At 59.5% G+C, this 20,807-nt stretch carries 20 protein-coding genes and 1 pseudogene; 11 read left to right on the top strand and 10 right to left on the bottom strand.

Features of this window, described 5'->3' with window-relative positions:
- A pseudogene (locus tag GCT13_RS18465) lies at window positions 1-443 on the bottom strand (nitrogenase cofactor biosynthesis protein NifB); the annotation flags it as partial.
- Between the two features lie 421 nt (window positions 444-864).
- Between GCT13_RS18465 and nifV the strand changes: the two are divergent.
- The 7 genes from nifV (at window position 865) to GCT13_RS18430 (ending at window position 6,530) form a co-directional block, all read left to right on the top strand.
- A complete protein-coding gene (nifV, locus tag GCT13_RS18460) occupies window positions 865-2,001 on the top strand; it encodes a homocitrate synthase (protein WP_087740392.1) in 1,137 nt (378 codons plus the stop codon).
- A 41-nt stretch (window positions 2,002-2,042) separates the two neighbouring features.
- Window positions 2,043-2,381, top strand: a complete 339-nt coding sequence (nifW, locus tag GCT13_RS18455; RefSeq protein ID WP_087740391.1) for a nitrogenase stabilizing/protective protein NifW — start codon at window positions 2,043-2,045, stop codon at window positions 2,379-2,381.
- Window positions 2,382-2,395: 14 nt separating this feature from the next.
- Window positions 2,396-3,244 (top strand): electron transfer flavoprotein subunit beta/FixA family protein, encoded by an 849-nt coding sequence (locus tag GCT13_RS18450; protein WP_087740390.1) that lies wholly within the window; start codon window positions 2,396-2,398, stop codon window positions 3,242-3,244.
- Complete coding sequence (locus GCT13_RS18445) at window positions 3,241-4,365, top strand: electron transfer flavoprotein subunit alpha/FixB family protein (protein WP_087740389.1); 1,125 nt, start codon at window positions 3,241-3,243, stop codon at window positions 4,363-4,365. Before GCT13_RS18450 ends, GCT13_RS18445 begins: the two co-directional genes overlap by 4 nt.
- Entirely contained in the window at window positions 4,365-5,675 is a 1,311-nt protein-coding gene (locus GCT13_RS18440; protein WP_087740397.1) for an FAD-dependent monooxygenase, read from the top strand. Before GCT13_RS18445 ends, GCT13_RS18440 begins: the two co-directional genes overlap by 1 nt.
- The gene (locus tag GCT13_RS18435) at window positions 5,672-5,971 is read left to right on the top strand and encodes a ferredoxin family protein (protein ID WP_087740388.1); all 300 of its coding nucleotides are present in this window, start codon (window positions 5,672-5,674) and stop codon (window positions 5,969-5,971) included. The genes GCT13_RS18440 and GCT13_RS18435 overlap by 4 nt, the downstream gene beginning before the upstream one ends.
- Before the next feature lie 73 nt (window positions 5,972-6,044).
- Window positions 6,045-6,530, top strand: a complete 486-nt coding sequence (locus GCT13_RS18430; RefSeq protein WP_087740396.1) for a hypothetical protein — start codon at window positions 6,045-6,047, stop codon at window positions 6,528-6,530.
- Between the two features lie 148 nt (window positions 6,531-6,678).
- Here GCT13_RS18430 and GCT13_RS18425 read toward each other — a convergent pair whose 3' ends face one another.
- From GCT13_RS18425 to GCT13_RS18390, 8 genes are all read right to left on the bottom strand, one after another.
- Window positions 6,679-7,248 carry a nitrogen fixation protein NifQ gene (locus tag GCT13_RS18425; protein WP_087740395.1) on the bottom strand — a complete coding sequence of 190 codons (570 nt, stop codon included), beginning with the start codon at window positions 7,246-7,248 and terminating at the stop codon, window positions 6,679-6,681.
- Window positions 7,249-7,264: 16 nt separating this feature from the next.
- The gene (gene fdxB, locus GCT13_RS18420) at window positions 7,265-7,567 is read right to left on the bottom strand and encodes a ferredoxin III, nif-specific (protein ID WP_087740387.1); all 303 of its coding nucleotides are present in this window, start codon (window positions 7,565-7,567) and stop codon (window positions 7,265-7,267) included.
- An 18-nt stretch (window positions 7,568-7,585) separates the two neighbouring features.
- Complete coding sequence (locus GCT13_RS18415) at window positions 7,586-7,786, bottom strand: CCE_0567 family metalloprotein (RefSeq protein ID WP_087740386.1); 201 nt, start codon at window positions 7,784-7,786, stop codon at window positions 7,586-7,588.
- A gap of 72 nt (window positions 7,787-7,858) precedes the next feature.
- Window positions 7,859-8,275, bottom strand: a complete 417-nt coding sequence (gene nifX, locus GCT13_RS18410) for a nitrogen fixation protein NifX (RefSeq protein ID WP_087740385.1) — start codon at window positions 8,273-8,275, stop codon at window positions 7,859-7,861.
- A 51-nt stretch (window positions 8,276-8,326) separates the two neighbouring features.
- Entirely contained in the window at window positions 8,327-9,688 is a 1,362-nt protein-coding gene (gene nifN / locus GCT13_RS18405) for a nitrogenase iron-molybdenum cofactor biosynthesis protein NifN (RefSeq protein ID WP_087740394.1), read from the bottom strand.
- Window positions 9,689-9,709: 21 nt separating this feature from the next.
- Complete coding sequence (gene nifE / locus GCT13_RS18400) at window positions 9,710-11,203, bottom strand: nitrogenase iron-molybdenum cofactor biosynthesis protein NifE (protein WP_087740384.1); 1,494 nt, start codon at window positions 11,201-11,203, stop codon at window positions 9,710-9,712.
- Window positions 11,204-11,389: 186 nt separating this feature from the next.
- Complete coding sequence (gene nifA, locus GCT13_RS18395; protein ID WP_087740383.1) at window positions 11,390-13,033, bottom strand: nif-specific transcriptional activator NifA; 1,644 nt, start codon at window positions 13,031-13,033, stop codon at window positions 11,390-11,392.
- Window positions 13,034-13,804: 771 nt separating this feature from the next.
- Window positions 13,805-14,701, bottom strand: a complete 897-nt coding sequence (locus GCT13_RS18390; RefSeq protein ID WP_087740382.1) for a LysR family transcriptional regulator — start codon at window positions 14,699-14,701, stop codon at window positions 13,805-13,807.
- Between the two features lie 659 nt (window positions 14,702-15,360).
- On the opposite strand from GCT13_RS18390, the gene GCT13_RS18385 reads away from it, so the two are divergent.
- The 3 genes from GCT13_RS18385 to GCT13_RS18375 all read left to right on the top strand — a co-directional run bounded on the left by GCT13_RS18385 (window position 15,361) and on the right by GCT13_RS18375 (window position 18,606).
- Window positions 15,361-16,059: a hypothetical protein gene (locus tag GCT13_RS18385; protein ID WP_087740381.1), complete on the top strand. Its 699-nt coding sequence runs from the start codon at window positions 15,361-15,363 to the stop codon at window positions 16,057-16,059.
- Between the two features lie 10 nt (window positions 16,060-16,069).
- Entirely contained in the window at window positions 16,070-17,305 is a 1,236-nt protein-coding gene (locus tag GCT13_RS18380; RefSeq protein WP_087740393.1) for an ATP-grasp domain-containing protein, read from the top strand.
- Between the two features lie 287 nt (window positions 17,306-17,592).
- Window positions 17,593-18,606, top strand: a complete 1,014-nt coding sequence (locus GCT13_RS18375) for an ATP-grasp domain-containing protein (RefSeq protein ID WP_227746896.1) — start codon at window positions 17,593-17,595, stop codon at window positions 18,604-18,606.
- A 60-nt stretch (window positions 18,607-18,666) separates the two neighbouring features.
- Here GCT13_RS18375 and GCT13_RS18370 read toward each other — a convergent pair whose 3' ends face one another.
- Window positions 18,667-19,575, bottom strand: coding sequence for a LysR family transcriptional regulator (locus tag GCT13_RS18370; protein ID WP_087740379.1), 909 nt, complete (start codon window positions 19,573-19,575; stop codon window positions 18,667-18,669).
- Window positions 19,576-19,800: 225 nt separating this feature from the next.
- On the opposite strand from GCT13_RS18370, the gene nodB reads away from it, so the two are divergent.
- Window positions 19,801-20,517: a chitooligosaccharide deacetylase NodB gene (nodB, locus tag GCT13_RS18365; protein WP_087740378.1), complete on the top strand. Its 717-nt coding sequence runs from the start codon at window positions 19,801-19,803 to the stop codon at window positions 20,515-20,517.
- The last annotated feature ends 290 nt before the right edge of the window (window positions 20,518-20,807 follow it).

The following is a 20,807-nucleotide window of genomic DNA, read 5'->3' as shown; positions in this document are numbered from 1 at the left end:
TTGGCCAGTGAATCCCCGGGACCCGCAATGCCGAGCACGGTCAACTGCGGAATCCGGGCGGCGACGGCCACCACCTTTTTTACTGCCTGCTCCGGCGTCAGCTTCTGCGACACAACGCCGGGCCGCGACTCGTTCGAACAGTCATATTTGCGATTGCAGTAGTTGCACTGAATGTTGCAGGCCGGGGCCACCGCCACATGCATGCGCGCATAATGACGATGCGCCTCTTCCGAATAGCACGGATGGTTCTTTACCTTTTCCCACACCTCTGTCGGCAGACCGTCGGGTATGCCCGACGAACCACGGCCAGAGTGACTCTCACCACCGCGTGAACCACAGCGGCCCGGGGCGGACGCTTCGACGGTGCACCCCAGGCGCGTAATCTGCCCGATACCGATACAGGCAGTCGAGGCCAGCATGCTGTCGTTCGCGCTATCGTCCATGGACATCTCCTCGCAACCGACGGTGGTCGCGCGGCAGACAAGAGCGAGATCCGTGCCACTCGAACGGGATTCGCTTCGGGGTCCCGTTCATATGCGGGACTGGTGAGGCTCCGGCGCGGTCTTGTCGGGCTGCGCCGGCATTCAAAACCGACAAACGCGCTCTATTCTGTCGCTGTTGCAACAAACATCATCTTTGCGTTACTTGCATTAACCAAATAATTTCGTTTAACTAATTATTATATCGACCGCAACGATGCATCACGGCGGCATTGTCAGAAAAAGGACATTGGCGACACGAACAACGTCGCCCGTAATCGACATATAACCGGCCGACATCCCAGCAAAGCGCTCTTTCAAGGATGATGCCTGTCTGGCACGAGCTTTGCAGATCCATCGGTGACAATTTCTAGAGACCGCTGACATGCTCAAACCGATCATCAACGACACAACACTCCGCGACGGCGAGCAGGCCGCCGGTGTCGCGTTTCGCCTTGAGGAAAAATGCGCGATCGCCGCATCACTGTCGCGAGCGGGGGTGGCCGAACTCGAAATCGGAATTCCCGCGATGGGCGAAGACGAAATCGCGTGCATCGAGGCTATTGTCGGCCTGAAGCTCGACGCCCGTCTGATGGTTTGGGGGCGGCTTACCGACGGGGATCTCACCGCGGCCTTGCGCTGCCATGCTGATATCGTTCATCTCTCGATTCCCGTTTCGGACATTCATTTGCAGCACAAGCTGCGGCAGTCGCGCAGTTGGGTACTGGCGCAAGTCGCACGCGTCGTCGAGGAAGCAGCGAAAAATCACTCCAAGATTTCTCTCGGCATGGAGGACGCCTCGCGCGCGGACCCCTCGTTCCTCATAGAAGTCGCTCGCTGCGCGCAGCGATATGGGGCGCAGCGTGTGCGCTTTGCAGATACCGTCGGTATGCTGGATCCCTTTAAGACCTTCCACGCCATTGCAGCGCTGCGCGATGCCGTCGATCTCGAGGTCGAAATTCATGCACACGACGATCTCGGGCTTGCCACAGCCAACACGCTCGCCGCTCTTGCGGCCGGCGCCACGCATGCGAACACCACCGTCAACGGCTTGGGTGAGCGTGCCGGCAATGCGGCGCTGGAAGAAATCGTGATGGGCGTGCGGCACCTGCTGGGACGGGACACCGGCGTCGACACGAGAGCGCTGCTCGACATTTCCTCGTTGGTCGAGCAGGCGTCAGGCCGTACGGTTTCATTCAACAAGAGCATCGTCGGTCGAGGTGTCTTTACTCACGAGTCGGGCATACACACCGACGGCGTCGCCAAGCATCCCACCACCTACGAGGGATTCGACCCAGCTGAGCTCGGCCGGCAACGGTCGATGATACTAGGGAAACACTCTGGATCTCAAAGCGTGCGTGAGGCCTACGACGCTTTGGGCGTGAGGGTGGGGGAGCGACTCATCCCGCGGCTGCTTGCGCGCATCCGCTCTTTCGCCACGCAGTACAAGCAGGCGCCCAGCGCAAGAGATCTGCACCAATTCCTGGCCCAAGCCCGCGGCACGCGAATGGAGACGTCTTGAGCGTGCTTATCGCGCCAAACTTGTCCAATAGGAGCAACGACATGCAAAGAGCTATCGAACAACTGCATCACCTTTCTTCGATCGAAGATTTCATGCGATTCTTCGAGATAACATTCGATGAAAAGGTGGTGAACGTGAGCCGCCTGCACATCCTCAAGCGCTTCTTCCAGTACATCGAGCAACAGGAACAACTGCCGCGTGACAACGCGACGGCCGTGCTCAACGTCTACCGAAGTCTGCTCCAGAAGGCCTACAACGACTTTGTTGTGTCCACGCCTGCGGAGCAGAAGGTATTCAAGGTTTTCCAGGAAGCGGACGGACGGAGGCTCGTCTCCCTTGACAAGGTGCGCGCGTCGTTGCTCGCCCGTGGCGCCGCCTGACCCGGAGTGCCTCAATGCATATTGTCGTCTGCATCAAGCAGGTCCCCGACTCGGCGCAGATCCGGGTTCATCCTGTCACCAACACCATCATGCGCCAAGGCGTGCCGGCAATCGTGAACCCGTACGACCTGTTCTCGCTGGAAGAAGCGTTGCGGATAAAGGATCGCTTCGGCGGCACGGTTACGATGCTCTGCATGGGACCGCCACAGGCTGAGGACGCGCTGCGTAAATGCGTCAGCTATGGCGCCGACGACGCCGTGCTCGTCACCGATCGTGCGTTCGCTGGCGCCGACACGCTCGCGACATCGTATGCGCTCGCCACCGCGGTCAGGCAGATCGCAAAGGAACAGGCGGTGGACATCGTCTTCACCGGCAAACAGACGATCGACGGCGACACCGCCCAGGTCGGCCCCGGCATCGCCAGGCGCCTCGGCGTCCAGTTACTTACTTATGTGTCCAAGATCGTCGAGATCGACTTCAACGCGCGGACGATCGTCGTCGAGCGCCGAGCCGAAGGCGGCGTGCAGGTACTCAAAACTGCATTGCCATGTCTTGTCACAATGCTCGAGAACACGAACGAACTGCGCTTCGCAACACTGCCCACAATGATCCACGCGGCAGGCTTCCCAGTGCGTAAATGGAACCGCGAGCAGGCCGGCATTGAGGACGCGAACAAAATCGGGCTGAAAGGCTCACCTACCGTCGTCAGCAAAGTGTTCGGCCCGACGCCGCGTGGTGAAAAGGCTGAGATGCTCGAACTCGGCGCGTCTAGCCTGCGCGACGTGTCGCTGAAACTGGTGCAGAAGATATTCACTCGCCATCCGACACTGGAGGCGGACGTGCTGATGAAGAGGGACTCATGAACTCGCCCGATGCCTCGGACAAGAAACCGGCCGCGCCAGCCAGACTGGCCGGCGGCCGTAACCTCGAGCTGCCCGAGCACCTGAAAGCCTACGAGGGTGTTTGGGTCTTTCTTGAGCACGACCGCGGTCACGTACATAGCGTGTCATGGGAACTGCTCGGTGAGGCGCGCAAGCTCGCGGACAAACTCGCCAGCAACGTCGCCGTGGTGGCGCTCGGCGGTACCGACGAGCCGCTTGAACAGTTTGCCACCCAAGCGTTCAGTTTCGGCGCGGACAAGGCATACGTGATTCACGATCCGGTGTTGCTCGGTTATCGCAACGAGCCGTTCACAAAGGGGCTGACCGATCTGGTCAACAAATACCGCCCTGAAATCCTGCTGCTCGGTGCAACCTCAATGGGCCGAGATCTCGCCGGCTCTGTGGCAACGACGCTCTCGACCGGCCTCACCGCCGACTGCACCGAGTTGAACATTGATCCGGCCTCGCGCGCGCTGGCGGCCACGCGGCCGACTTTCGGCGGCTCGCTGCTTTGTACGATCATGACGCTCGCATACCGCCCGCAGATGGCGACGGTGCGCCCGCGGGTCATGGCGATGCCCCAGGCGCAGACGGGCCGCGGCGGCGAGATCGTGAAGGAGGCGCTTGGGATCGTTGAGGCCGACATTGTGACCAAATTGCTCGACTTCATCGCCGATGCAAAAAGCAACCAGATCAACCTCCCCTACGCCGACGTCATAGTCAGCGGCGGCAAGGGACTAAAAAACCCGGAGAATTTCCGGCTCGTGTTCGATCTCGCACGCGTGCTCGGCGGCGAAGTTGGCGCGACCCGTCCGTGCGTGCAGGCGGGCTGGGTGGAAGCCGACCGGCAGGTCGGGCAGACAGGCAAAACCGTGCGGCCGAAACTCTACATCGCGGCGGGCATCTCGGGCGCGATCCAGCACCGCGTCGGTATGGAGAGTTCTGACGTCATCGTCGCGATCAACACCGACCCGAACGCACCGATTTTCGACTACGCGCACTATGGCATCGTCGCGGACGCACTGCAACTGCTGCCGGCGCTGACGCAGGCGTGCAAGGACCATCTGGAGCTGCAGCAGATGAGGAGTACAAGGAGAGCATGATGAAAAAAACCTCGCGATTCGATGCGATCGTCGTTGGTGCCGGACCGTCCGGCAACGCCGCGGCTTACGTGATGGCCAAGCGCGGACTGAAGGTGCTTCAGATCGAGCGCGGCGAATATCCGGGCAGCAAAAACGTTCAAGGCGCGATTCTCTACGCGAACGCACTGGAACAGATCATTCCGGACTTCCGTGACCACGCTCCACTCGAGCGCCACATCATCGAGCAGCGCATGTGGATGCTCGACGATACTTCGTTCGTGGGTACGCACGTGCGTAGCGACGACTACAACAAGCCACCGTACAACCGCTACACGATCATCCGTGCCCAGTTCGACAAGTGGTTCTCGTCAAAGGTGCGCGAGGCCGGCGCATTGCTGATCTGCGAGACCACGGTGAATCACCTGATCATGGATGGAGACCAGGTGGTCGGCGTGCAATGCGACCGGGAACAGGGCGAGGTCTATGCGGACATTGTGATTCTCGCGGACGGGGTCAACTCAACGCTCGCACGCAAGGCGGGCTTTCACGGCGAAATTGAGGCGAGCAACGTCGCGCTGGCTGTGAAGGAGATTCTCTTCATCCCCGAGGAGACCATTCGCCAGCGCTTTAACGTTGCCGATGAGGAAGGCGTCGTGATCGAGATGGTTGGCCGGATCACCGAAGGCATGGCAGGAACGGGGTTCCTCTACACGAACAAAGAATCGCTGACCATCGGCGTCGGGTGCATGCTGAGCGACTTCAAAAAAAACTCGAACCGCGTGAGCCCGTATGTGCTGCTCGAAAAAATGAAGCGTCATCCATCGATCGCGCCGCTCATCGCCGGCGGCGAGATGAAGGAGTACTGCGCCCACCTGATCCCCGAAGGGGGCTTCGATGCGATTCCGCAAGTGTACGGCAATGGCTGGATGATCGTCGGTGACTCCGGCGGCTTCGTCAACGCCGCGCATCGCGAAGGTTGCAACCTCGCCATGACGACAGGACGCCTCGCCGCCGAAACTGCCATCGCCGCAAAATTGGTTGGCCGTGGCTACCGCGCTAACGCACTAGCGACCTATAAGGACGCGCTCGACGACAGCTTCGTGATGAAGGACTTATACAAGTACCGCGACATGCCGAAAATCCTGCACCGCAGTCCACAGTTCTTTACGACATACCCTGATCTCGTCGCCAAGGCGGCCCGCACCATGATTACCGTGGATGGCGTCGACAAGAAGACCAAGAAGCAGGAGGTTATGGCAAGTTTCCGCGAAAGTCGATCACTGACCGGGCTCGTCGGCGACGCATACAAATTCTGGAGGGCCTTCCGATGAAAACGGTCACTGTCAACATCGAGGAAAAGCTGTTTCAGAACCGCTACCGCGTGGACGTAGGGCGGCCGCACGTCCACATCAAAAACGTTGACGTCTGCACCAACGACTGTGCCGACAAAAGCTGCACGTTCGTGTGCCCGGCGTCCTGTTATCGGAAGGAGAACAACGGCTCGGTCACGCTGATTACCGACGGCTGCCTGGAATGCGGCAGTTGCCGCATTCTGTGCACGGACCACCAAAACCTCGAGTGGGCGTACCCACGCGGCGGGCATGGCATCCTGTTCAAGTTCGGGTAGAGAAACACATCTTTATCAAATCAGCTCCCGACTTCGCAAAAGCGGGGGGGAGCCTCACCATCGGAGCAAGTTGATGAACCTCATTACCGGTACCGAATCGACCGACCTCTTCGGCGGCGACGTCCCTCCCGCCGTGCTACAGCTGATCGATACAACCCGCGGCGGCAACGATGAGGATGTCGCCGCCGCGTTGTGGACTGCGGTTCTGACGTACCCGCGCTGCCTGCCCCCCTACTATCTCCTGTATAAGTTCCACGCGAATCGTGGTGAACTTGGCGAGGCGCAGGAGGTCGCGACCAAGGCTTTGGCGGTCGCCGCCCGGCAAGCGTCGATCGACAGCAACTGGTGTGCGGTACAGCCGGGCGACGCCAACTTCACCATTCCGGGTCCTGGCCGCTTCTGGCTTTTCACGCTAAAGGCGCTGGCGTTCATCAGCGTGCGGCGCGGCGAGCGCGCCGCTGCACTGAAGCTGATCGCCAAGCTACGCAAGCTGGATCCTATCGATTGTGTGGGTTTCGACGTCGTGGAAGCTTTGCTCGCACAGTCCGGGTCGCGATAATTGCCACAGACTGGCAATACATCCTCGGCCCGGCTGCCGCGAAACTCCATGCGAGCTACTGACAGCCGTTCGAGTGTCAGTGTCGGACCTGACAGTCATCGCACCTTCCGCGCGGGCGCATGCTCACTACTTGGGGTAGCCGGAATCTTCATTCGGGTCCGAAGCAATCGGCGAAATCGGCGCAATCGCCGCAGTACGGAGCCTTGCAGATAAACAACGCCTCTCGCTCGCACAGTTGCTTGTGGAGGAATTTTTTCCACTTCATGCCGTGGACGTTTTTTTCAGCGAGCCGTGGAAACCAGTAGTCGAGCAGCGCCGACAATTCACGCCGCGAAGGAAGGCGCAAGTCCTGCCACAGGTGTTTGTCCCGCACACAGGCGCTGGCCAAGGCATGTGAAATGCAATGGACTTCGCTGGTTGTACCTGCGCACGGATCAGCATGCGCCTTGAACAAGGTTACGAGGTCTTCGACCTCGTCGTAACGCGTTCCGCCTCGCGAAGTCATAGCCAATGCGCCGCGTGGCAGCGATAATGCACTGTCCACGCCGGGGAACCACCGCGCAAGCAGCCAGCGGGTCTCGTCGGCGTCCAGTCCGCGGATAGGCAGTATGCGCACGCCGGCCTCGTCAAACGCCGCTGAAAGCACTCCAGCGAGCGCAAGGACCGTGGGATCGTTAGTGTTTATCGCGTGGCGCATCAGCGTCGCGTGGAATTCCATAGCCATCCTCTTGCGCTCAAACCTGCGCCGCGGCGTGCCTGTAGCACTTTTTCGGACAGATCCTCGCGCACGCCGTGCAGCCGATGCACAACTCTGCGTGAGCGATAGTCATGACTTTCTTTTGGTACTCGTCTTCATCATCGTCATCGAGCGGAATGAGAGCACCGTCCTCGCTTACACCAGCGAGTTGCAAGACACCACGAGAACACACCCGAAAGCATCGCCCGCAGCCGATGCATTTCTGCCCGTCGAGCGTGGAGACAAAGGTCGGTGTCCAGATTTCGCCGCTTGGTAGCTTCACGCTGAAAGTATGGTTCATGTCATGCTCCCGGGCGGTTCACCCAGAAACCGCCGCTGCGGCCTTGCGCGCGTCCATCAGCGCAGCGTGCGCGTCGTGACAGCGCTGCGCAACGATCAGGATCTGCTCCCAACTGGTCGGCAGTTCTTCCGACAGGTCATGCAGATCCATCTTGGCCTGCATGGCCAATGCATTGAGTTTTTTCAGGCGCGCCTTCAGGTCTTGCGTGTCATTCATCATGTCCTCCCCTGTCAGACGCCGCACCACGGGCCTCGCTGGGCCGCAAGCGCGGCGATCTTGTCGACAATTGCCCTAGCGATGAGATACCTCGTCATCCTCTGCAGGATCGTAAGATCTGCCAGCATTTTTCGCGAGCGCCTTGCGCAACCACGGTGGCGGCGTGCCCTTCAGGACCTTCCTCAGCTTGAACAGGATGTCCTCGATCGGCTCTGGCTGTGACACCTTGACTGGATGGACTTTCAGTGCAACGACGCGCGCCGCACCCGAACCGCCGATAGCGGCGACGTACAAGATCGCGCAGCCGTGTATCGCTTCGAGCTTCGGCTCGAGCTTGTCCTCGTCGGCGTCCTCCTCCAGGTTGTCACCAAAATCGAAAGCCTCGACGAACGTATGGTCGTCGGCTGTCACATCGTACGTGACGATGTTTTTCGCCCAGCCGAAGTGCGCGTCGACATGCACCTTATCCTGCGTGGCAAATGCAATTCTCATGCGATGGGTTCCTGGTGTGTTCATGGGTGCGGGCTGCAATGACCGGAGTCTTCAATTCATGTCCGGGACTGCTGCGGCGACGGCGATCGACGATTGCGGCAGCGCCCAGTCGGTTGGATGGTGGTTTGCAATCTGCGCGATCAGCAGATTTGCGATCTCGAAGATAAAGTTCATCGTGCCTCGATAGCCGATCTGGCAACGATGTGCGTTACCGATGCGGTCGAACACGGGAAGGCCTACGCGCATGAGTGGTTTGCCGAGGCGCGCGGCCATCTGCCTGCCGTGCGAATGCGTGATGAGCAGATCGCAACTGCTCGCGGCTCGCTCCATGTCTTCGAGGTCACCGAGCACCACCCTGTTCGCCGGTAGTAGCGCGTGCGATGCCGATGTGGTCGTGCTGACGCAGACCGACAGTTCGGCGCCCATGTCTTGCAGCAGCGAACCGATTGCAAGCAGCAAGTCCGGTTCCGCGCCTAGGGCCACCTTGATGCCGCCGGTGTAAAAGTGGGCGTCGAGCATGGCGTCGAGCAGTTGGCTGCGCTGCCGGCGATACTTCGCCGGAACAGCCCGCCCCGACAGTTGCGCGAGGCGCTGTAAGAGCCGGTCGTTGGATTCCAGCCCCGTGAGCCGCTCGAAAATTTCGAACGGCATCCCAGCTATCGACTCAAGCGTCTGCGCACCTTCGCGGGTTTGCTCGCCAACGCCGATTGTGAAGGCCGAAGCACCCGCCATCCGGATCTGATCGAGCGTAGTTCCGCCTAGCGTGGTGCCACGCCAGACAGGAGCAACGTGGCCGTCGAGCGAGCGAGAAACGTCAGGCAGTATGATCGGGTCCAACCCGAATGCACCGACAATCTCGCGCAGTTCGTCAATGTCGCCCGGCGATAGATGACTGCCGGGTAGCAGATTGACCTGTTGGCGCACAGTAGGCAGCGGCTTGACGAGCGCCTTCACGATCGCGGTAATAGCATGCCCGTAGCCGTTCTCGAAGGCGCCAACATAATCCGGCGTCGATACGTAGACGAGTTCGGTGTCGTTCAGCTCGGGCTTGCGTTTGCGCACCATCGCAAGATGACCCACGATGTCTTCCCCGTTCGTCTCGGTGAGTCCCGTCGAGCAGAGCACGATGATTTTTGGCGCCGCGCGGTTACGGATGTTAAGCAGCGCTGTCTCGACATTTTCATATCCGCCGAGAATAGTGGTGACTTCATTCATCGCTGTGGTCTGCAGCGGAATTGCCTCTCTGAAATGGCGCACCAGCTGCACGAGGCCGAACGACGTGCAGCCCTGCGAGCCGTGCATCACCGGCATGCACGCATCGAGTCCCATGGCCGCATAGCTCGCGCCGAGCGGTTGGCTCATTTTCAGCGGATTGACCGTGCAGGCTTTCTCTGACTCAACGACTATAGCCATGATGTCCACTCCCCGCTGCGCTCAGGCTGTGACGCCCGGACGAACGCCTGTCGCACAACCCTGCACGCTCGCGAGCGGCAGCACTGGCGTCATGTCCTCCGGGAACTGCGCGCGGCCGGCACCGAGCGTCTGGCCGTCGTCGTCCCACGGCGCCGGAATACGCACCTGCCGCCAGACCGGGTTATGGATCGCCCGGTCGATCTCGTGCACCAGCGCGACGATGCCCTCATATCCGGCGTATGGATGATGGCGTTCCTGGTTGACGTCCAGCCACGGCATGCGCGCCTTCAGCGCGACAAACTGCGAGCGCCCACCGGACAGCATGATATCGGCTTTCGCGTCGCAGAGCATCGTGTACATCTCGCGCGCCGTCATGTTCTCGACCATGCGCGCGTCGTCCCCCATGATCTCCTTGATCCTGTCCTTGTCGGCCTCCGTGCTCTTCTTCACACTCGTGCCGACGATCTCGAGCCCCGCCTCCTGCAACGCCGACACAACCGACCATGACTTCACCCCCCCCGTGATCAGCAGCACGCGCTTGCCATCGAGGCGCTCACGGTACGGCTCAATGCGCGCCCATGCGCGCGCCTCTTCCGCCTCAATCAAGCGCTCGGTACGCGCGAGGAGGTCCTCGGGTGCGCCCTGCTGCACTAGCAGCTTCGCGACCCGGCGCAGCGCGTCGCTCATGTCGCCGATTCCGTAGAATGAGCCCTCAAAGTACGGAATGCCGTAGCGCTGCTGCATCTTTGTCGCGATGTTGATCATCGACTTCGAGCACACCACCATATTGACCCTCGCGCGGTGCGAACTCGCTATCTCAGTGTACCGGCCGTCGCCGGAAATGCAGGACAAGATACGGACACCGAGCGCATCGAAGAGTGGCTTCGTCTGCCACAACTCACCCGAGAGGTTGTATTCGCCGATGATGTTGATGTCCCAAGGCGTCGTGTACGCGGGTTCACGAGTGCCGATCACGTAATCGAGAATCGCCTCGCCCCCGAGTTTGTTCCCCAAGCTCTTCGATCCCACGAAACCGGGGGCATTCACCGGTATGACGGGCTTCCCGAACTTTTCGGACGCATGCTTGCACACCGCTTCTATGTCGTCGCCGATGAGCGCGGTCACGCACGTCTGATAGACGAACACGGCGGGCGGATCGTACTTCTCTATGATCTCGCGCACACTACTGAAGAGCCGCCTCTCGCCGCCATAGATTACATCCAGTTCATTGATGTCAGTCGTGAAACCCATACGGTAGAGCGTCGATCCGGAAGATGCCGCATGCCTGTTATCCCAGGAGTTCCCCTCGCATGCGATCGGGCCGTGAACGAGGTGAGCAACGTCAACGACCGGCTGCAGTGCGATCTTCGCGCCGTCGAACGCGCACCCGCCCGCCGCCGCTCCCGGCGAGAGTTGCTTCGCGCAGCCTTGCTTGCGCTCTTTCTTGCTCTTGGCCCGGTTCTTCGCGCAACCTGGTTCGTCGAAAACTTCGGCAGTCCTCGCCTTAAACAGCATCGTCGACTCCTGACAATCTGAGGTCCACGACGACAGGCAAGTTGCATACCCATCGCTGTAGGGCGCGTGCAACGCCATTGCGGCCCTATGCCGGACCAGGGATTGTCGTCATTGGCATCAACCCGACAGAGCTGAACGGATTGCGACGTTGCACGGCGATGCAGGTGCGCTCACAGGACTTGTCTGTCAGAAGCGACGTACCTTGATCTCGTGCTTGCGCAATGCGTAACCGATCTGCCGCGGTGTGATATCGAGGAGCCGCGCGGCTTTCGCCTGCACCCAGCCACAACGCTCCATTGCCCAGACGAGCCGTTCACGCTCGCCCTCCGGCTTGCCGTCACCGCCAGGGAAGTCGAACCGGCCGCCGTTGAGATCGGCGGCGTGGCCGCTTGCCATCGCGTTCGGCGCTTCGCTCGCAGCAAACTCCGACGGGGGACCGGGACGTACGGCATCTTCCCGCTCGATGTGATGCAATACCTTCGTCAGGCACTGGTCGATCTCACAGAGGAAGGAAAGGCGATCTATCGTGTCATGGTGTGTCATCGTCGCGGTGCGCTCAACGCAGTTCTCGAGCTCGCGCACGTTGCCGGGCCAGTAACAGCTCGACAGCACGCGCAACGCTTCGTCGCTGAAGCGCAATGAGCGACCGTTGTCGCGGTTGAAACGATCAAGGAAATACTGCGCCATCACCGGAATGTCCTCGCGACGCTCGCGCAGCGGCGGCAAAAGAATGCTTACGACGTTGATGCGGTAATACAGATCCGCGCGGAACTCGCCGTCCCTCACCATTCGTTCCAGATTGCGATTAGTTGCAACAATCAGCCTCACGTCCACTTTTACCGGTATCGCGCCACCTACCCGTTCGAACTCCCGCTCTTGCAAAACGCGCAAAAGCTTCGCCTGGAAGGTTGGCGAGATATCGCCGATCTCGTCGAGGAAAAGTGTCCCGCCGTGCGCCAGCTCGAAGCGCCCCTTGCGTTGAGATTGCGCCCCAGTGAATGCGCCCTTCTCGTGGCCGAACAACTCGCTTTCAAGCAGCGTTTCAGTGAGCGCCGCGCAGTTCACCGCGATGAATGGTTGCTCCTTGCGCGGGGACAGACGACAGATTGCACGCGCGATTAATTCCTTTCCCGTGCCGCTCTCGCCGCGCAAGAGCACCGTCGTTCTCGCTGGCGCCACTTGATGGACCTGCGCAAATACCTTCTGCATCGACGCCGACCCGCCGACCGTGTTGTCGAGCTGATGCACAGGAATAGTCGTCTTACGCGGCCGACTGATTCGCTCTGTGCAGTCGCGCATGGGCTTCTCGCCGCGATGAAGCAGCAGCGCCTGTGCCATCGGCGCAGCTACAATTTTCATAAGCTGAAGGTCATCGGCGAAAATGCGCTTGCCATCCGGATTCTCGCAGAAAGCCACAAGTACGCCGAGCGGCCGCCCTTCGTGCCGGATCGGAGTCCCGAGCAGAGCGACATGTTCACCGTCGGATCCACCGACGGCTCCGATGTCGTCCGCGAAAAGCGGTTCGTCATGCAGCTCGGGCACAACCACAGCCGCGTCGCTCGTGTGTACCCGTCCTACGATCCCTTCCCCAGACAGAAAGCGCGCACGGTCGCGCCAGCCCTCTGGCAACCCAGTGCTGCACAGACCGCCCAGATGTCCGTCCGGCTCCGTGACGGCGATGAACGCAGAACGCCATCCGAGCGCATATGACAGATAACGCAGCGATCTGTCCAACGTCTGCTCGGCATCACGGGACGAGACTAGCGTCTTTACTACTTCGTACACTACATCGAAATCTCGAGGACTCTCGTTGACATGAAAATGCTGCATGGATTTAAGCTCCGGCGCTAGCACGCCAAGCGCCGCCGGAAACGCGGCTCGACCACAATGGCGATACTGTGCTCGCGTCGGCGATGGCAAATTTGCACGCCACAACTAGGCGCGTGTCGACAACGCCGACAAAACGAACAAAGTCGCAACTGCGATATCGAATAGGTGCGACAAAGACAACAACATGCCTGTATGCGCGCCTAGGATACTAACGGAAAATATCGCAGGTTTTACGACAAATTCACGTCAGCGTCGGATAACTTATCAGCCATACTGATTAATTCCCATCGACGTTCGAAAGAAAGAGGACAGACCTTGTTTTTCGGGAACGCGACAAGCCCGGGTGACGCCATGGTCTGAGAACTGCGCCTCGCTCTGCATTGACGACATCGCTCACTTTTTTCGGCAAAAGGCCATTTTCTCAAGCACCGTGTGTGGCAGACAGTCGACCTTGAGCGCATGGATCAGCCAATTGAGCAGTCGTTTCCCGTTCGACTGCACGATTAACATGAACCGCCTGTATCAGAGAAGATAATGCGATTGCATCTTCGACAAGACTTTTCAATGACATTAGTCAAAGTTCATTCACCGGCTTGTTGGATTCTCGCCGTTGCATCCAGCGAGCTGCCCCGCCCCCGGGCGGTGGCAGCTCAGCGCATTTGTCTCGCGCATATACCGCGAGTTCTAGTGCGTCGAAAGCTCGACCCGTTCGACGCAACCCACCGGAAGACGCGATAACATGGAAACGCGTAGCGGCATGCGGGTACGCCCTTAGTTGAGTGCGCCGTCGTCTGTGGAACCGAGTTGCAACGAGCGAAAGAGGAATCGCTGCAGGGCCGTTGCAGCGGACGTGCTGTCGTTCGAATTCGCGGGACTAAACAGGCCGAACTCCGCCACTGGCGGCATGGGCAGCCCAGCAGAACACGGATCGATTGCGCGCATTGTATCGTGGCGCACATGCCAATCGAGTAGTACGGCAATACCGAGCCCGGCCTCAACGGCCGACTGGATCGCAGACAAACTGGTGCTCGTGCAGGCGACGCGCCACGCGATGCCGGCTTCAAGCAATGTCGCAAAGAAGTTCTCCTGCCATCGACATGCTCCGCCGAATGCGACGATAGGCAGGGGTCCGCCTCGCAGGTCAGCGTTTCGCGTGCGTGCGGTGGCCCAGCGAAGCGGATGCCGCCAGGTCACGAGCGGCTCGGCGTGAATCAGCGCAGGATCGCCAATCGCAAAATCGAGCGTGTTGCTTGCGAGCCGCTGCGATAACACAGGGCTGGCGTCAACGACGATCTCCAATGAGACATCGGGAAACGATGCCGAGAACTGCCGGAGTGCATGGCGGAGGTGACTCATTGCGATGTCTTCCAGAATGCCAATCCTGACGGTACCTGAAACGTCGCCTGCATTGAGTGCGGAGCGGGCGGCAAGCCCAATTTCGAGCAGCTTGTGCGCATACGGCAGTAACACGCTGCCCGCCGAAGTCGGCTTCACGCCGCGCGGCGAACGTTCGAGCAGGCGTTGGCCGACTTCGTCTTCAAGACGACGAAGAGCCATGCTGACGGCAGCCTGGGTGCGATGAAGTGCCATTGCAGCATTGCTCACGCTGCCGGCTTCGACCACCGTCACGAACGTACGCAGCAGCGTGCTGTCGAGATCGCGAATCATCAATTTCCCTCATGCAGACATAAAGATTATCAGCTTATACCACGCATACGCCTGCGGTTAGTATCCTTCCGTCACTCGCGCGGAGAGCATGCGCGAGCGAGAACTTGAACGTAAAACACGTCGAGAACCTTCATTTCGTTCTCGCGCGCCATCGCGCCGATGTCCGCCGTCACGTCCATGCGCAGGGTCCAGCTAGGGACTGCACCACTGCCGGTTATTAGGGTGTACGGCACGATTCGCACAACCTGGCTGCGGCTATGCTCCGAGGCGTTAGCACTCTTTCCATCATGCGGCCGCCAATTTAGAAGGAGTTCCGTGTATGGCTGCGCTACTAGCAGGAAGACCTAGGCAACTCGCTTCAGTCGACAAAAACAAAGATTCGAGGCGAGATAGTTCGCAGAATTCCCGACGAGAATCCTCTCGCAAAGGCCAATCTGATCAAAACATGATCGAGAAGTATTTGAAAGTCTTGCGTCTCACCGTGCAACGACTGCGGCCCGGCATCGAACTCCAAAGAAAAAAGAGCCTCTTAAGTCCCGAGGTACATATTGCTTCCCTCAAAAAGCAGCCGGCGTCTTTGGCTGGTCCCGCCGGCGCATAAAGAGCGGTCTACTGCGCTGTTTTCCCGTTTTTGTTTTTTTATTTTACCTGGAGGTTACATGTCAACAAGCAACGATCGAATTCATCTAGAGCAAGTCGCTGAGCAGGCAATGAAGCAGATGTTTGCCACTTCTCCGGAAACCGCGGCGTTCCACCGGGGCGATTGGATCGACAGTGAATACTATCGCCGGCATCTCATCGAAACCGTGTTGCGGATCCGGCTCAACAACGAAGTCGACGCGTTCGCACTTTACAAAATCAGCTACAAGGACAACATGCTCGCGCAGATTCTCGCGCGATACCTCGCAGAAGAATACGGGCACGATGGGCTATTTTTGCGTGACATCGAGAAATTCGGCCTCTCTGCAGCCGACGTCGACCGCATCGCGCCTTTTCACAGCACCGACAAGCTGATTGGCTACCTCTACCTGAGCATCGGCCGCGACGGGCCGCTACCGACGATGGTGTGGAACTGGTTTGTCGAATGGTATTCGGATCGCTACAACAAGGTCATCACTGAAGCGGCAGCGCGCGCGTTCGGGCACGATCATGTGAAGGGTTCGCTCGGCCACATTCACTACGACGAATCGCACGATCATGATGACCTGATGTGGGCCGCCCTGCAGCGGGCAATCGACGGCTGGGGCGGAACCGAAAAAGCGGAGACCTATTTGCGCCACTTCGTCGAACTGATCCGCGAATACTTCGACGAATTACTTGTGGCAACGGTGCCCCAACCCGAACCCGTTGCTGTATAAGGAGCATCCCATGACCGCCGTCATCGTGATTGAACCGGCATCGTCGGGCACGGCGCTTATCGCCGCCGCTGCGCACCTCGGGGTCGCGGCGCATGTGTTCTCCGCCGACCGTGACGAGCGCGTCGTGCCACCTGCACTGCGCAATGCCGCCGCATCGTTCACCGCGGTGGACACTGCTTCGCCAGATGCGGTCGTCGCCGCCGCGTGCGCCATGCGCGTCGACGCAATCGTGCCCGGGTTCGAATACTCAGTCGGCGTAGCCGCGCAAGCGGCGGCCCGGCTCGGCCTCCCGCATCTGCCACCTGAAGCGGCAGCGCTAACGCGCGACAAGTACCGCAGCCGCTCACGCCTCGCAACTGCGGGACTGGCGGTGCCTCGGTTCGCCCAAATCGCAGATCCCCGCGACATCGCGACGGCTGCGTCACAGGTCGGCTTCCCAGCCGTTCTCAAGCCTGTGGACGGCTGCGGCAGCCAACTCGTGACGCGCGTCAACTCGCTTGCCGAGCTGCAGCTCGCGGTCGAGCGCGCAATGCGCCACGGCGTTGTAGATATGGGCCGCGAGATTGGCAAGGTGTTGCTGCTTGAGCAATATCTCGATGGCCCGGAGTACAGCATCGAAGGTTACATCGACCAGCGCGGACCACGCGTAGTCGCGGTAACCGAAAAGCTGCTGAGCGCCGAGCCGTATTTCGTCGAGATGGGGCACATTGTCGAAGCGGCGCTGATGCCGGAGCACCGAGCAACGCTGGTCGCGTACGTCAAAAAAGTCGCAGGACGAATCGGCCTCACGCTCGGTGTTTTCCATGCGGAGGCACGCATCACGCGCGACGGTCCGGTGCTCATCGAGATTGGTGCACGGCTCGGAGGGGACCGCATCTACCGCCTAGTTGAACTCAGCAAGTCAATCTCGTTGCCGGAAGTGATGATACGCAGCCATCTCGGCGATGCCAATCCAGCGCCCGGCTACGACACAGAGGTTGCAACGTGCGTGAGCGGTGTGCGGTTCTTCGCGCCTGTATCGGGCCCCTTCGCCGGTGCCGCCGCGGTCGAACGCGTGCGCGCAATGCCCGGCTTCCAGGAGATCGAAATCCATTCGCACATCGGCGGTACCGTGTCACAACTGACGGATTTTCGCGGCCGCGTCGGACATGTGCTGTTTACCGCCGCCGATCGCCCGACGCTTGACTTCCGACTCGCCGAAGCGCTAAGCACGCTCAGATTTGAGCACGCCCATAAAGATACCTGAACAAAATTTCCAACGTGACAATCGACCCATCTTCCAAGGCTAGACGCATCGTCGTGCTCAATCGTTGGTCCGACGACTTCGCCGCCTATCATCGCTACATTGACCATGCCGTGCACAACGTAGCATACGTCTGCACGCCGAACGGTGCGGCAGCGCTGCGCGCGCCGTGCACCACGCACATCGTACCCGATTTCCTCGATGAAGATGCGCTGCATGCAGCCGTGCGCGCCTGCGGCGCGACGCTCGGCGGCATCGACAGGCTCGTCGCGCTGTCCGAATTCGATCTTATGGCGGCCGCGCGGCTTCGCAATTCGTTCAGTATTCCTGGTGACCTGCCCGATCAAGTCGTGCGGTTTCGCGACAAGGCCGTCATGAAGTATGACATCGCGGCAGCCGGCCTACGTGTGCCGCGCTTCGCAGCGCTGGAAGATCTGGGCTTTCCCGATGCGGAGGAGATCAATGCGATGCGTTTTCCGGTCATCGTGAAGCCACGCACCGGTGCCGCAAGCGTAGGTGTACGGCGCGTCGACACGCGTGCGCAGTTCGATGCGCTGTGGCCGACGCTACCAATCGCTGGGTACGAATGCGAGGAGTACATCGAGGGAACGATTTATCACGTTGATGGCTTCGTTCTTGACGGCGCATTTGTGATCGCCCGCGCGTCGCGCTATGTCAACACTTGCCTCGAGTTCGCGCAGGGCAAACCGCTCGGCTCCGTGATGCTTGATCCAGGACCGCTGAATGATGCGCTGCTCACCTTTGCAGATGCCAGCCTACGCGCGCTCGCGTTGGTCAATGGACCGTTCCATCTTGAGATCATTCGAGGTCGCGACGGCCTGTATTTCCTCGAGATCGGTGCGCGCGTGGGCGGGGGAGAGATTCCTTTCCTGTTTCGCGATCTGTACGGCGTTGACCTGTTCGCCTTGTGGGTCGCACAGCAGTCAGGTGACGAGGCACGTTTCACCGCGCAAACGCAAGCCGCGTTCGCTGCATCGACGTCGTGTGCGCGCGGCGGATTCCTGATGCTGCCGGAGCCAATCGGCAAGGTGTTCGTCGATGCGCAATTGCCGCAAGGAATCGCAGCGCTCTACGAAACCGTCTTGCCAAAGCAACATCATCTCTTCGACGGTGCCGGCGGCTACGATACGATCCTCGCGCGCTTTCGCTACCGGGGTGCATCGGAGCACGAAATCGCCGTGGCAATTCACGCGACGCTGCGCGATTTTCGCTTCACACTCGCGGAGCTCGCAACGCTCGCGATCTTTGAAAAAGAGACTCTGGCCGCCCCGCATTCGCCGTGAGGCCATCGATACTAGTCTCCGCCCGCCGTACCCAGGCGGCGGGCGGGGCCCCGAGCACGCCTAGTCAAGGCTTTGCGCCTCCTGTAATAGAAGCTCGCGCATCCAGATGCTTGCAGGGTCACCGTTATGCAGCGCAGGCCATTGGATCGTTTGAGTGAACGAGGCAAGGGGCAGTGGTACCTGAACGATCCGAAGGGGAACCACTTCCGCGAAATGCCTGGCCAGCCTCAAAGGGATCGTTGCTATACGGTTGGTACGCGATAGCATGGACGGAACCAGACCAAAGGTCGGTACCACAACCTCTTCGCGCCTCTTGAGACCGAGATCGAGTAGGAAAAACTCCTCGATCGAGGGCCTGCGCGCCCGCCCGAACCTCACTGTCACGTGTCCCATTGACATGTACTTCTCCAACGGGAGCCGCCGCGACAACTGTTTGTTCGTCGGACATCCGACACATACGAGCTTTTCCTCAAAGAGCGGCGCTTTGGGATGGGTATCCGCCAGCAACAGCTCCGGCAGGATCAGAAAATCGGCGTCACCTCGCCGAAGCAACTCACCAGGGTCGTCGTCAGGAAAAAGCAATTCGAAACTCACCGAGGGAGCTTCGCGCGCGACGCGTTTTACGACCTTCTGGAAATAGATAAGCGTCATGAAATCGGAAAGGCAGACCCTAAAGCAGCGATTCGACTTGGCCGGTTGGAATACGTCGCGCGAAATGATCGAAAGCTGGATGTGTGACAGAGCCTCCCGAACCGGACCGGCAAGCTCCATCGCCCGAGCTGTCGGGACAAACTCGCGGCCCCGCATCACGAACAGGTCGTCATGAAAATAGTCTCGTAACCGCCCGACGGCTGCACTCATGGCAGGTTGACTCAGATTGATGTTTTGCGCCGCGATCGTCAGATTGCGTTGCGTCATCAGCGCATCCAGCGCAACAAGAAGATTGAGATCGAGGCCTTTGAAGCGCATGTTCAAGTATCCGCTTTATGGATGTGACGTATCGAAACAATCGATTGTACAAATTAATTGCCGTCCCGCAAAGTCACGACAACCGAGATGAAAGACGCAAGAAGTCGAATGACGCTTCTCTTCGAATTACTGACCGATCTTTTCCGTCAACTCCCACATTGTGAGTTATACGCAGCATTTCGCCGCACCACCGGGACATTTTCGGCACACCACTATGAATAGTCGATGGCTGATCAGATGAAGGATGACATACCACAACGGGACGGCGCGAGTGTGAAGCGGTTCGATTACCTGTCGGAAGTGTCGTGCAAATTTGGTCGACACCACCAACCTCGTAAGGTTTACCTTACTTTTGACGACGGTCCAGATTTAATCTGGACACCAAAGATACTTGACGTATTAGCGCGGCACCGGGTCCCGGCAACGTTCTGCGTCCTTGGCGCTTACGCGGCGAGTCATCCACAGTTGATAGAACGGATCATCGTTGAAGGTCACGAGATCGCCAATCACACGATGACGCATCGGGATCTATCAAAATGCGAACCGGAACAGACACGACTTGAAATATTGGAAGCGAACGCGATAATCAAGAGGACGTGCCCTGCCGCAGCGGTGCGTTATGTGCGTGCGCCGTACGGAATATGGACGAAAGAAGTAATTGCCGAATCGGCAAAGGCAGGGCTGACGGCACTTCACTGGTCGATAGACCCGCGAGATTGGTCTCGCCCCGGTGTCGACGCGATTGTCCACGCTGTGCTGGCGTCCGTCCGGCCAGGCTCGATTGTTCTGTTACACGATGGAAGCCCCCCTAGAGAGTGGGACCCGAATGCTGACGCCACATCGCGCGAGCAGACCGTTATGGCGCTTTCGCGCCTGATTCCAGCATTGAAGGAACGCAAGTTTGTGATCAGTTCACTGCCGCAATGTCGACCGACAAACTGAACCGATGACCACCACTGGAAAAACCAGCACCAGCTATTGAGCCGGTGCGCCTCATTACAAGAGGTTTCTCCAATCAGGCGCATTAAATCGTGAACGGCTTCGACACGGAACAATCAACGGTGAGCGCGTCAGGAAATCCTGACGCAATAAACAGGAATTACTGACCAAGCTTTCTGCTTCGGCCGATGGATGCGTTATTGGCCACCTCGCTATCATGGCTGTGCGCTGGGCCGAGGATTCGAGCGACGAGAGAACGCCAAGATTCCGCGAACTCGCCAAGAAGTGGCGAG

It is taken from the genome of Paraburkholderia franconis, from assembly GCF_009362735.1.
Classification (GTDB): Bacteria; Pseudomonadota; Gammaproteobacteria; order Burkholderiales; family Burkholderiaceae; genus Paraburkholderia; species Paraburkholderia franconis.
This window is presented reverse-complemented; position numbering and strand designations above follow the sequence as displayed.